Source organism: Arthrobacter sp. MAHUQ-56 (assembly GCF_019710585.1).
Classification (GTDB): Bacteria; Actinomycetota; Actinomycetes; order Actinomycetales; family Micrococcaceae; genus Arthrobacter.
Genome location: NZ_JAIFZQ010000020.1, coordinates 1,016,396 through 1,029,062, shown reverse-complemented (window position 1 = coordinate 1,029,062; position 12,667 = coordinate 1,016,396). Strand labels below are relative to the sequence as shown.

The 12,667-nt window shown below is 69.7% G+C and carries 10 protein-coding genes; 3 read left to right on the top strand and 7 right to left on the bottom strand.

The features are described from left to right. Positions 1–57 precede the first annotated feature (57 nt). Positions 58–705 (top strand): phosphoribosyltransferase, encoded by a 648-nt coding sequence (locus K4G53_RS17160; protein WP_221386819.1) that lies wholly within the window; start codon positions 58–60, stop codon positions 703–705. 77 nt (positions 706–782) lie between these two features. On the opposite strand, the gene K4G53_RS17155 is transcribed toward K4G53_RS17160, so the two are convergent. Continuing rightward, complete coding sequence (locus K4G53_RS17155) at positions 783–2,117, bottom strand: MFS transporter (RefSeq protein ID WP_221386818.1); 1,335 nt, start codon at positions 2,115–2,117, stop codon at positions 783–785. 253 nt (positions 2,118–2,370) lie between these two features. Here K4G53_RS17155 and K4G53_RS17150 point away from each other — a divergent pair, with 253 nt between their 5' ends. Continuing rightward, complete coding sequence (locus tag K4G53_RS17150; RefSeq protein WP_221386817.1) at positions 2,371–3,111, top strand: IclR family transcriptional regulator; 741 nt, start codon at positions 2,371–2,373, stop codon at positions 3,109–3,111. Positions 3,112–3,159: 48 nt separating this feature from the next. Here K4G53_RS17150 and K4G53_RS17145 read toward each other — a convergent pair whose 3' ends face one another. The 4 genes from K4G53_RS17145 to K4G53_RS17130 form a co-directional block, all read right to left on the bottom strand. Then, positions 3,160–4,461 (bottom strand): MFS transporter, encoded by a 1,302-nt coding sequence (locus K4G53_RS17145; RefSeq protein ID WP_221386816.1) that lies wholly within the window; start codon positions 4,459–4,461, stop codon positions 3,160–3,162. Between the two features lie 141 nt (positions 4,462–4,602). Then, positions 4,603–7,725 carry an AAA family ATPase gene (locus K4G53_RS17140; RefSeq protein WP_221386815.1) on the bottom strand — a complete coding sequence of 1,041 codons (3,123 nt, stop codon included), beginning with the start codon at positions 7,723–7,725 and terminating at the stop codon, positions 4,603–4,605. Further along, the gene (locus K4G53_RS17135) at positions 7,722–8,900 is read right to left on the bottom strand and encodes an exonuclease SbcCD subunit D (protein WP_221386814.1); all 1,179 of its coding nucleotides are present in this window, start codon (positions 8,898–8,900) and stop codon (positions 7,722–7,724) included. The genes K4G53_RS17140 and K4G53_RS17135 overlap by 4 nt, the downstream gene beginning before the upstream one ends. Positions 8,901–8,971: 71 nt before the next feature. Further along, positions 8,972–9,916, bottom strand: a complete 945-nt coding sequence (locus tag K4G53_RS17130) for an MIP/aquaporin family protein (protein WP_221386813.1) — start codon at positions 9,914–9,916, stop codon at positions 8,972–8,974. A gap of 154 nt (positions 9,917–10,070) precedes the next feature. Between K4G53_RS17130 and K4G53_RS17125 the strand changes: the two genes are divergently transcribed. After that, entirely contained in the window at positions 10,071–11,084 is a 1,014-nt protein-coding gene (locus K4G53_RS17125; protein WP_221386812.1) for an ADP-ribosylglycohydrolase family protein, read from the top strand. On the opposite strand, the gene K4G53_RS17120 is transcribed toward K4G53_RS17125, so the two are convergent. Together K4G53_RS17120 and K4G53_RS17115 are read right to left on the bottom strand one after the other, a co-directional pair. Beyond that, a complete protein-coding gene (locus K4G53_RS17120) occupies positions 11,065–11,544 on the bottom strand; it encodes a DUF4395 domain-containing protein (RefSeq protein WP_221386811.1) in 480 nt (159 codons plus the stop codon). The two genes, K4G53_RS17125 and K4G53_RS17120, sit on opposite strands and share 20 nt — an antisense overlap. A gap of 9 nt (positions 11,545–11,553) precedes the next feature. Next, on the bottom strand, positions 11,554–12,597 hold the full coding sequence (locus K4G53_RS17115; RefSeq protein WP_221386810.1) for an exonuclease domain-containing protein: 1,044 nt from the start codon (positions 12,595–12,597) through the stop codon (positions 11,554–11,556). Between the last annotated feature and the right edge of the window lie 70 nt (positions 12,598–12,667).

Below are 12,667 nucleotides of genomic sequence, written 5' to 3'. Positions count from 1 at the left end.
CGACCGGCACCGGGTCCGCCACGCTCCGGCGCGAACATGAAGGGGGGCGGGGAACACATGGGCACGCGTTTTGAAGACCGGACGGAGGCCGGGGAGCGCCTGGCAACGGTCCTGGCCCAGTTCCGGGAGCAGCCCGACGCCCTGGTCCTTGGCCTGGCGCGGGGCGGGATCCCCGTTGCCGCTGCTGTCGCCAAGGCACTTAGGCTGCCCCTTGGCGCCATGCTGGCCCGGAAACTGGGCATCCCCGGCCACGAAGAAACCGCCTACGGCGCCCTTGCCTGGATGCAGGGCCGCACGGTCAAGGTGGTGAACAAACCCCTCCTGGACCGCGTCCTCAAGCACGGCGTGCGGCAGGAGTGGCTTGATGAGGTGGAAACCCGCGAGCGCGCCGAACTGCTGCGGAGGGCAGGACTCTACCCGGAGGCCGGTGACGATGTTGCTGGCAGGACCGTCTTGTTGGTGGATGACGGTCTTGCCACGGGCGCCACGATGCGGGCCGCCGTCGAAGCCGCCCGGGCGGGAGGCGCTGCCGCCGTCGTCGCCGCCGCTCCCGTGGCGTCCGTTGACGCCGAAGCCTCGCTTGAGCGGGTGTGCGATGCCGTGTTCTGCCTTTACCTTCCGGGCAAGTTCCGTGCGGTGGGCAGCTCCTACCGGCACTTTGGGCAGCTGACGGACGACGACGCCGTCGCCTTCCTCACCCGGTGACGCCGTCCGCACCCGACCGCCGCTGAAAACGCTGCAGGCCCGGACATCGGTCCGGGCCTGCAGTGGTTGGGCAGTCGTTAGTGATGGGCGCTGACCCCGAGCGGGCGGCCCTTGGTTTCCTTGGCGAGCACCACTCCGACGGCGGAAATGACGCACAGCACCATGATGTAGATACCGATCGAACCGGTCCACTTGGTGGACTGCAGCAGCGACTCCGCAATGGTTGCGGCAAAGGCGCCGCCCAGGATGGCACCGAACGCGTAGCCAATGGAGATGCCGGAGTACCTGACGTTGGCCGGGAACATCTCGGCGTACATGGCGGACATGGGGCCATAGGACAGGCCCAGGCCGATGGTCAGGACGAACAAGGCGACGCCGTACAGCATGATGTCCTTCGTATCGATCAGGGCGAACATCGGGATCATCCAGGCGAAAACGATGGCGTAGCCCAGGAGGAAGGTCTTGACCCGGCCAATGCGGTCGGACAGCCAGCCGCCCACCAGGGTGAAGATCAGCCAGCCGAAGGACGCCAGCGTGGTGGCCAGCAGGACCTGGGGCGTGGGCATCTTCAGGGTCTTCGTAGCGTACGAGATGAAGAACGCGATCAGCAGGTAGCCTGCTGCGTTGTTGCCGATGAAGATCAGGGTGGAGTAGAGGACCGGCAGTTTGTGGTTCCGGACCAGCTCGCCCAGGGGCGCCTTGCTCTCCTTTTTCCGCAGGGCCATCTCCTGGAAGACCGGGCTCTCGGCCACGGCACGGCGGATCAGGTACCCGACCACGATCAGGACGATGGAGAGCAGGAACGGCACGCGCCAGCCCCAGGCCGCAAAGTCTTCCTTGGACATGCTGGTGTTGAGGAAGAACAACAGGCCGGTGGCCAGGATCATCCCCACGGGCACGCCGATCTGCGGGTAGGCGCCAAACAGGCCACGGCGGTTCATCGGCGCGTGCTCCACGGCCATGAGGGCAGCACCGCCCCATTCACCGCCGGCCGAGAAGCCCTGGATGACGCGCAGCAGGATCAGCAGCACCGGAGCCCAGGCCCCGATCTGCGCATAGGTGGGGAGCATGCCGATCAGGGCCGTGGCGGCCCCCATCATCACGAGGGTGAAGACCAGCATCGCCTTGCGCCCCAGGCGGTCCCCCAGGTGTCCGGCAATCACGGCTCCGAGGGGGCGGAACAGGAAGCTGATGCCGATAAGGGCGAAGGACAGGATCTGCGCCAGCCCCGGGTTGGACTCGTTCAGCGGTGCCAGGAACAGCGGTGACAGCAGCGTTGCGGTCAGCTGGGCAAAGATGAAGAAGTCGTACCACTCGATCGTGGTGCCGACCAGGGTACCGGCGAGGACCTTGCGCTCCTCGCGCCGGCTGCTGGGGCCGGCGAGCGTATCCACCTTGGAGGGTGTGGTCATTGAAACTCCATTGTTTATTGGGCGGCAGTGCGCCCGGTCGCCTTCAGGATTACCGACAGAACGGTCAGTTAGTTAGTAGGGTACTACGAAAATGTGATGCTGAACACGCGGGCGGCAAATTCAGTTGCTGATGGACGGGAGAGGAGTCGAGTTCTATATTTGAATAGCCAGTTCGCAATGAGGACACTACCGCTATGCGTTTGCCAAAACAAGAGTCGCAGGGCCCCGGCTCCAGCCACCTAGGATGGAGTCCATGACCCCTCCAGCCGCAGCCCGGGCGGGAGCCGCGCCGCAGCAGGCTTCTGTGCCGCCATCCCAGACGCTCTCGCGCGGTATCCGTGCCCTCGAAATCCTTGCAGCGGCCCCGGGGCCGCTCACCATCGCCGAACTCGCCGACGCCATGGGCGTCCACCGCTCCGTGGCCTACCGGATCCTGCGCACCCTGGAGGACCATTCGCTCCTGGTGCGCGACGATGCAGGCAAGGTCCAGCCCGGACCCGGGCTGGCGGTCCTGGCCCGGGGCGTATCCCGGAACCTGCAAAGTGCCGCGCTGCCCGAGCTCACCCACCTCGCCAACCTGCTGGACATGACCGCGTTCGTAGCCGTTTGGGACCATCACGACTGCATCACGCTGGTCACCGTCGAGCCCCGGCACTCCGGGGCGACCGTGGCTCAGCACCCCGGAACGAGGCATCCGATCAACGCCGGCGCTCCCGGGATCGCCATCCAGTCCGCCATGTCCGAGGCCGAGTGGGACCGGCTGGACACGGGCATCGCCTACCGCCCGGAGGCAGCCGAGGCGCGCAGGAAGGGATATTCCGCCAGCCACGACGAAGTCATTGCCGGTGTTTCCTCCCTTGCGGCGCCGGTCCGTGTACCGGGCGGCCGGCCGGCGGCCCTTGCCGTCGTCTACATCCGTTCCGCCCACGACCCCGCGGCCGTGGGCACCGCCCTGGCCGAAAGTGCGGCGCGGATCGAAGGCCAACTGGCCTAGCGCCTGCCCCCCCTGCGCCGGGCTGTCCGGAACGTGGGGGTGCAGCCGTCAGTGACGCCGGCGAAGGACGACGGCGGTTCCCGCACCCAGCAGCGCCAGCGCCCCCGCGGCGCAGACCGGAACAAGGAACGCGGTGCCGTGGCCGTGGAACTGCGCCAACTGGCCGCCGATGGAGGACCCGAGCGCCGTCCCGGCGACAATGCCGCTGGCCAGTCCGGTCATGACCGTGCCGAGCCGCCGGGCAGGGGCGAGCGCACCGCCCACGGCGAACACTGTGACCATGACCGGCCCCACCGGCAGGCCCAGGACCAGCAGGACCACAGCCATCCCGGCGAGGGAAGCGGGCAGCAGCAACAGGACAGCCAGCGCCGCCATCAGCCCTGCGCACAGCATCCACCGCAGGGCCAGGCCGGCGCGCCGGGGCCAGTAGGCCACCGACAGCGCTGCCACCGCCGAACTCAGGCCCATCACCGCGTACAGCAGCCCTGCGATCTCCGCGCCGGCAAGGCCGGCCGAGAATGCGCTCAGGGCAGCCTGGGTGGAGCCAAAGAACGTTCCCATGCAAACCATCGCGGCAATGGGCAGTGCAACGGCCCAGGGCATCCTTCCGCCGGTTGCCGGGCCGCGGTCCCGCCCGGCCGCGGGCCGCCGTGCCACGGGCACTGCCAGGTGTGTGGGATGCGCGGCAAACGCGGGAACGAGCGTAATGGTCATTGCTGCCGCCAGTGCCAGGGGCAGCCACGGAACGACGGCGCTGGCGAGGACGCCCACCAGCGCCGGGCCCAGGACGAAGGTCACCTCGTCGGCGGTGCTTTCGTAGGACAGTGCGGTGTCCAGGTCGCGGTCCGGGCTCTCAGGCCGGTCCGGGGCAGTGGCCGTCAGGGCCATCCAGCGGACCCGGGCCAGGGGACCCACCTGGGGGCTGCTGGCACCGGCGGCGAAAGCTGCGGCCAGCAGGGCCAGCGGGAAGTCTTCGTCCCGTTCCAGGGCGCAGGCAGCGAGGATCAGGAGCACCACCGCCGCCGTGTTCAGGAGCGCGGACAGCAGCAGCACCGGGCGCTGGCCCCGCCGGTCTGCCAGGGATCCCAGGACGGGGGCACCCAGGGCCGATCCGATGCCTACGGCCCCTGCCGCAGCACCGCCGGTGGCAAAGGAGCTGCTGGTGGAAGTGACCAGCGTCAGTGTTCCCATGGTCAGCATGGCCAGGGGCAGCCGGGCGAAGAGTCCCAATGGCAGGAAGCTCTTCCCGGCCAGCAGGGGAAGCCGGGCGAAGCGTCCTTCGCGTGCAGCTCCCGCCAGGCTCCTGGTGGCAGCTTCCTGCGTGGCTGAAGGTGATGTTTGAGAAGTCAATTCCGGGCTCGTTCAGTCAGCGCGCATCGTCCCTCCTCCCGATGCGCCCAACCCGGTAACGGGTCCAAGTATATCGGCCGCCGGGGCGGACGGCCGGTACTGCCGCCGGCCGGCGCCACGTTCGGCACCATCCCTGCGCCGTCAGACGACGGCGTCCAGGCTTTCGGAGATCCGGAGCGTGGAGCCGTTGCGGCCCTTGAGCACCTGGAGCTGGGTGCCGATCCGCTGCTTCATCTCGGCGACGTGGCTGACAAGTCCCACCACCCTGCCGCCGTCGCGGAGCCCTTCAAGGGCGTCCATGACCTGCTCGAGGGATTGCTCGTCCAGGCTGCCGAACCCTTCGTCCACGAACAGCGTCTCGATCTCTACGCCCCCGGACTCCTGCTGCACCACGTCCGCGAGGCCCAGCGCCAGCGACAGCGACGCCATGAAGGATTCCCCGCCGGAGAGGGTGGAGGTATCCCTGCGGTAACCCGTCCACTGGTCCACCACTTCCAGGCCGAGTCCGGATTTGGCGCCCCGGGCGGCCTTGGCGTCGGTGTGCTGCAGGAGGTACCGGCCGTCGCTCATGGCCACGAGGCGCTCGGATGCCGCGAGGGCCACCTGCTCCAGCCGGGCCGCCAGGACATAGCTGTTGAGACTCATCCGGTAGGTGTTGTCGCCCCTGCCGGCCGCGGTGTCGGCCAGGGACGCCAGCATGTGTGCCCGCTCTGCCGGTTTCCGGGCTGAACCGGCAAGAACCTCGTACTCTGCGGCAATGGAAGCCAGGGAGGCCAGGCAGCGGCGGGCAAGGCCGGCGGCCAGGTCGGCGGCACGGGCATCCTGCTGCGCGCCGTCCGCTTCCCGGCGCAGTGCCGTCAACCGTTCCCCGTCCACCGCGAAGCCGCCCGCTGCTTCCTCCCGGGCCAGCAGGATGTCCTCGGACGCGAACAGCTCGGCAACCCGGGCGGCCTCATCCTGCGCCGCCCGTATTCCGGCCTCCAGCGAAGCCACCTCGGGTGCGGCAACGAGCTGGCTGCGGACTTCCCCGGCCGTGGCGAACCCTGCTCCCGGGAGTGCCAGCTCAAGCTGTTCCTGCGCGTCCGCCGCCTGGCTCCGGGCTGCTGCGAGACGCGCCTGGGCTTCAACGGCCTGGCTCAGTGCTGCGACGGCGCCTTCAAGGGCCCGCAGCCGCCGGGACAGGTTGGGGTGTTCCCCCCGCAGCGCCGCCAGCGCCTGGTCAAGCGATTCCTCCTGTTCCGCCAGGTCGGCGAGGGTCGCAGACGCCTGGGAAAGCCCTGCCTCTGCGTCGGCCACCTTTCCCCGGTTTCCGGCGATGTCGGCGTCGAGGGCTTCCAGCCGCCGGTGGGTCCCAAGGAGTTCCTCGGCGGCTTCCTCGGCATCGGCCGCTGCCGCGAGCGCGCGCTCGGCGCCGGCACGCGCCTCCTCCGCCGGGGTGTTCCCGCCTTGTCCGGCGAGGACGGCAACCAGTTGCCCGGCTTCGGCCAGCTCTGCGGCCACGGCATCATGGGCCGCCTCCGCGTGCTCATACGCGACGTGGGCTGCTTCCTCGTCCTGGGCCAGGCCGGGCCCTTCACCGCCGGCAGCCGCAGGATGGGGGTGCTCTTTGCTGCCACACACGGGGCACAGGCCGCCGGGGGTCAGTTGCGCGGCCAGCTCGGATGCCGCGTTGGCGAGCCGCTCTTCCCGGAGGTCCAGCCAGCGGCGCTTGGCCTCCAGCAGGTTTTCCCGGGAATCGTCATGGCGCAGCTTGATCCGGTCCCTGGCCTGGCACGCTGTGCCGTACCGGCGGACCACGTCCAGCAGCTCCTCCGCGGCCGCTGCCTCCTTGCGGCGCAACGCGGCGTCGCCGGCACGCAGTTCCAGGTGCTGCATCCCCGCGGCAAGGCGTTCCCGTTCCGCCAGGAGCTGCCCCGCGCGGGCCTCCAGCATCCCGGCGGCGGCATGGAGTTCCGCCTGCCGGTCAAGCAGGCTGCGGCGCCGTTCGCGCAGGGACTGAAGCCTTTCCTCGTCCGGCAGCCGGGCCTCGACAACTGCCAGCAGTGAACGGAGGCGGCCCAGGTCTTCCGCGGCATTCGTCACGGCCGGCCGGGCGCAGGCGGAACCCCCGCCGGCAGCACCGGCACCGTGAAGATCCCTTGCAGTATCATCCATGGCCCCGTCATCCGCGGGCGACAGGTCCAACTGGGCCAGCTCACCGTCCTCGGCGGCGGCGAGCCGGAGCAGGGTCATGGCGGACTCGGCTGCGCGCTCGGAACTGCGCACTTTGGCCGCTGCGGCGTCCACGGCCTGCAACTGGCCCGCTAGGACCTCGGCCTGCCGGTGCCGGGCCAGCCGGGCGGAGAGGCCCTCCAGGCGCGGCGCGGCTTCGGCCACCGCAGCTTGCCGCGCCACCGCTGCTTCGAGCTTGCGGTGGCGCTCATGCCGTGCAGCCTCGGCGTCGGCGGCGTCCCGGCGCTCCCGGCTCACGGTTTCCGCGGCCTCCGCCAACCTGCTGAGTTCCTGAAGGCGCAGGTCAACGGCGCCCTGCAGCCACGCGAGCCTGCCCGGAATGTCCTCCACGGGGGGCGCAGCGGCGTCATCGAGCTGCAGCTGGACGGCTTCTGCCTCGGCGCGCGAGGCAAGAAGTCCGAGTTGCGCGGTGAGGGCGGCGACGTCCTCCCGTGCGGCGGCTGCCTGCCGGGACAGCTCCTGCTCCAGGGCTTCAAAGCGCTGGGTGCCGAAAAGCTTCTGCAGCAGGTCCAGCCGGTCAGTGGCCTTGGAACGCAGGAAAGCTGCGAAGTCACCCTGCGGCAGCATCACAACCCGGGTGAACTGGTCGCGGTCCATGCCCAGCAGGGCCATGATCTCAGCACCCGCCTCGTCATTGCGGGCGGACTTCTCCACCCAGGCCCCGCCCACCCGCTCGCGCAGGAGCGTCTTGGCCTGCTGCAGGGTGAAGCCGTTCCTGCCCCTGGCGCTTGGCTTTTCCCATGCCGGGGAGCGCGTCACTTCGAAGCGGCGGCCCTGGGCGGAAAACTCGCAGGTCACCGCGGGTTCCTGCGAAGGCTCGGCATGATCGCTGCGGAGCCGCTTGCCGTCCTGCCGCGCTCCGGGCACAGATCCGTACAAGGCAAAGCAGATGGCATCCAGCACGCTTGTCTTGCCGGCACCGGTTGGACCGTTCAGGAGGAACAGGCCGTGGGCGCTGAGCCGGTCGAAGTCGATATCCTCCGTTCCCGCGAAGGGGCCGAACCCGGAAATTTTCAGGTGGTGGATCCTCACCGCGAGACCTCCAGGAGCCGGACGTTTTCCAGCGCCGCGGCGAGCGCAGCCTTTTCGGCGTCATCGGGAACCCGTCCGCGCACGTGCTCCAGGAACCCGCAGCAAACGGAGAGGTCGTCCGGCGCCTCAGCGAGCCTGCTGCTGTAGGACGCCTGGCTGGTGACCTCGGCCCCCTGGGGGTCAAAGGAAAGGACGAGGGTGTCCGGGAACCGGGAGCGCAACCGCTCCATGGCCCGTGCAGGCCTCTGCGCATCGGTCAGGGTGACCTGGCAGTAGGCGGTCTCCGCCCACGCGTGGTCCGGCGATTCCAGGAGCGCGGACAGTTGTCCGCGCAGCACGGCCAGGGCGCGCGGCGCTTCCCAGCCGACCTCCTCCACGGCGGTCACTCCGTCGGCGCCGATCTCCACGAGCCAGGCGCCTTTCCGGTGTCCTGCTTCGGAGAAGGAGTAGGCCAGGGGCGATCCGGAATACCTGACCCGGTCCGATAAGGTCTGCCGGCCGTGCAGGTGGCCCAGCGCGGTGTAGCTGAACCCCTCGAAGAGATCCAGCGGCACGGCGCCCACGCCGCCGATGCTGAGGTCCCGTTCACTGTCCGAGCTGATTCCCCCGCTGGCGAAGGTGTGGGCCAGGACCACCGGATGGACGGCAGCGGCATCCGAGCGTCGCCCGACGTCCTCCCGGATCCGTGCAGTTGCCGCCCGCGTGACTTCGAAGTGGCTTGCCGCCTCCACGCCCAGCTGCTCGGCAGTGAGCCGGGGCTCAAGCCAGGGGATGCCATAGACGGCCACGACGGCTTCCCGGCCCGCGGCATCCGTCCCCAGGGGCAGCAGCAGCGGTTTGTCGAGGTCCTCCACCCGGGTGCGCAAGTGCACTCCCCCGCGTTCGAGCAGCCGCGAGGCGAAACCCAGGCGGATGGCGGAATCATGGTTGCCGCTGGTGAGGACCACCTGTGCGCCGGCGGACGTCAGGCGGACCAGGGCGTCGTCGAGCAGGTGGACTACGTCCACCCCCGGCAGCGCGCGGTCGTAGACGTCTCCTGCGATGAGGACCACATCCACGTTGTGCCGGGCAACGGCCGCAACCAGCTGGTCAACGAAGCCGCGTTGGGCTTCCAGCATGCCCACGCCGTGGAAGGAACGGCCCAGGTGCCAGTCCGAAGTATGAAGTAACCGCATATTCCTAAGCTATCGGCAGCCACTGACAGTGTTGACACCGGCTCACCGGCCTCATGCCGGCGCCGCAGCCGTCATTGCCGTTTGCCCTCGAAAAACTCCTGTGCCTCACTCGCGCCCGCCGCCTTGTCCCGGTCGGTGCGCGCGTCCTGGGTAAGTTCTTCCACGTCCGCATCCAGGCCGTCGTCGTCAATGCTGCCCGCGTGGCCATCCCCGGTGCCGCTCCCGGCGGTTTCCACCCGCACGGCCTGCCCGGAACCTGCCTCGGCGGCTGTTGCGGCACCGCGGAAGACCAGCCCTGCAAGGGCTGCCCCCAGCAGGGGCGCCGCAAGGAATACCCACAGCTGCTCCAGGGCCCAGCCGGAGCTGAACACTGCCGAAGCCAGGGCGCGCGCGGGGTTGAACGGCAGGTTGCCCACCGACTGGCCCAGCTGCAGGAGCGCCGCAAAGGAGAGTCCGACGGCGACCGGTGCCACGGTGCGCAGGCCGCCGTCCCGTCCGGCCGCGCCAAGGAAGACGGCCACGATGATGGCCGCCCCCAGGACCTCCAGGAGCAGCACTGCGGCCATCGGCGCCTGGATGATGGAGTGTTCGCCAAAACCCGCGGCGACGGTGTCGAAGGCGGTCCTGCTGTCCTGGATGCCGGGAAGCGTGCTGAGGATCCCGAACAGGGCCAGGGCGCCGAGCAGCGCACCCACGGCCTGGGCAAGGACGTAGGCTGCTGCCGCGCCGGCGCGGATCCTGCCGGCCAGGAGGTGTCCGAGGGTGATGGCCGGGTTGAAGTGGCCGCCCGAAAGGTGGCCGAACGCCAGCATCGCGGCGGTCACTGCAAGGCCGGCGGCCAGGGCGGCCGGGACGGGACTGGACTGCGGAATGCTGAACAGCGGCACGCCCAGTCCGGCCACTGCCAGGAAGAGGCTGCCGAAGGCCTCGGCCGACAGCCGGGGCAGCAGCGCGGGCTGCGTGGCAGCCGGGGCGCCTGGCTGCTGTATGTCACGGCCGGGAACAAGGGTGCTCATGGTGGAACCTTCAGTCGGGGGTGGTTTCAGGGCTGCGCCGGGCAGCCCCAGCAGTATTCCATCCCAGGCTGTGCGTTTGCTGGACACCTGCTGGAAAGGGCGGCACGCCCGGTGCCGCGAAGGGCGGGTGCGGCCGCCACGGTAAATTTACTGCATGAGTACTGATCACCCCGTCCCCGCGCCAACCGTGAAGTCCCGCATCCACGGCTGCCTTCTGGGCGGAGCGCTCGGGGATGCGGCGGGCTACGCGGTGGACGTTCCGGGCGGCCTGTTCTCCGACGACACCCAGCTGACCCTCTACACCGTGGACGGGCTCGTGGAAGCCTTGGAATGGGCCAACGCGGGAGTGGGCGCCGACGTCAACGCGTGCCTGTGGCTGGCGTACCTGCGCTGGCTTGCAACCCAGGGCGAGGACGCGGGGCCTTCCGCGCCGGTCCCCCAGCCCCGTTGGATCGACGGCAACGAGGTCCTGCGCCGGCGCCGGGATCCGGAGCAGGACTGCATCTCCGGCCTCGCCACCGGCGAAATGGGCACTGCAGCCAGGCCCGTCAATCCTTCGTCGAGGGGCCGCGGAACGGTGATGCGTTCGGCGCCGTTCGGCCTGGTGCCGCACATTGCGCCCGACGCCGTCTACAAGTTGAGCGTGGACGCCGCCGCGCTGACGCACGGGCATCCCGCCGCCCGCCAGAGTGCCGGAATCTTCAGCCTCCTGATCCACCGCCTGGTGTCCGGCGAAGAGTTGCGGGCCGCCGCCGAGGCCGTCACGGCGCACGCGGCCGGCCTCCCTGATGTGGCACCGGAACTGCCGCAACGGCTGGAGGCCGCCCTCCGCCTCGCAGGCTCAGCCCATGCGCCCGGGGAACTGGCTGAGGCGTTGGGCGGGGGTGAGGCAGCGGAAGAAGTCCTCGCCGTCGCGCTTTACTCGGCACTGGCAACCATCCCGCCGGGTGGCGGCACCCTGCCGTCACAGCACTTCAGCGAGGCTGTGGCGCTCGCGGTGAGCCACGGCAGCGCACGGGACACGGCCGGCGCCCTGACTGGCAGCATCCTGGGGGCCAGCTACGGGGAGGACTGCCTGCCGGTCCAATGGCTGGAGGTGCTGGAGGCCGCCGAGGTGGTCCGGGGCATGGCGGACCAGCTGGTGGGGGTTACGACCGGCGAAGGCTGATGTTGTTGCACGCCTCGCAGACGTCCTCCGGGATGACGCCCCGGCGCTGCAGGAATCCGAAGATGGTGCATCCGAGGCAGAAGCCGGCAAACGCTTCCAGGGAGGCCGCGACCACCAGGATCCCCAGCAGGGTCCAGGCTGCCGGGGCCGCACCTGAGGAAAGCAGGAGCAGGGCGGCGGTGGACACCGCGGCGCCGATCCCCTGGGCGAAGCGCTTTGGCGGCCCGGGCACCAGCTTCACCTTTCCCAGGCGCGGTGTGATGACTTTCACCGACAGCAGGGCCAGGGGCGAGATCCGCGGGCCGAACAGCACGCGCAGCCAGAATCCGACGGCGATGGCGAGCAGACCCCAAAGGGAGCCGGTGGCGGCGGTAACGACGGCCAGCAGCACGACAAGCCCCGCCGTCACACGGGCTGCGTACTCGTTGACGGGATTGGGAAAAGCGAACAGGGTGCCCATGAGGCAAGGCTAGGAGGCGGCGGCCGGGACGCAAAGATTTGTTGCGCCGGATGACCCGTCCTGCGATCCGCCAACCATCTGCAGGAACTCCCCCTCGGACAGCACCTCGATCGCCTGTCCCCGCTCGTGGAGCTCAAGGACGCGCCGCGCTTTGCCGGTCAGGCGGCCGGAGCGCAGGTCGGCGGCGACGAACCCGTCGCCCACCACCAGGACGGTGGTGCGGCCGGTCACGCGGCTTTCCGTCCGGGCGCCGCAGCGCGCCGAACGCTGTTTCGCATCGGGACGGGCAATGGACAACTGACCGGTGAAGACGACGGTCTGGCCGTACAGCGGATGGCCGGGCTCGGCGTCGGGGTCGGGGTCCGGGTTCAGCCCCTCTTCCGGCCAGCCGGACTGGAACCGGCGCACCAGCGCCGCCCCGGTGCCGGCGGCACCGGACATGGCGGCAAGGCTGGGCTTTGAGAGGCTGCCGGTGGCCGGATCGAACGCCTGCTGCCGCGGCATGGCCAAGCCCAGGGACAGGTAGAGTTCGGCGATGCTGTTGGCGCCGTTGCGGGCGGCGATGTCGATCAGGATGCCGGCGCAGGCCCGGGCATCCTCGGCGGCGTCGTGGTGGTTGACCAGCGGCACGCCGGCCTCCTCCGCGGCGAACGGCAGCGAGTTGGACACCAGCGAGTAGCAGCGCCGGGACAGCATGACCGTGCAGACATAGTCGTAGGCGGGACCGGGCAGGCCGGAGACTTCCAGTGCGGAGCGGATCACCCCGAGGTCGAACGCTGCGTTGTGGGCGGCGAGGACGTCATCGCCGATGAAGGCCCCAATCTCCGGGAACAGCTCCCCGAAGCGGGGCTGCCCTGCCACGTCGGCGGGAGTGATCCCGTGGATGCGCACGTTGTGGTGGTCGAAGTGGTCGTAGCTGGCCGGCGGGCGCATCAGCCAGGATGCTTCGGCCACGATCTTCCCGCCCCTGACCTTCGTCAGTCCCACTGAACACGGGGAGCCCCGGAAGCCGTTCGCTGTTTCGAAGTCAATCGCCGTAAAGTCCAAACCCACGGCCCCCACCTTACCGCCGGAAGCGGCGCAGCCCGGGACGCACAGGCCCGTCAAGTACCCTTGAGGGGTG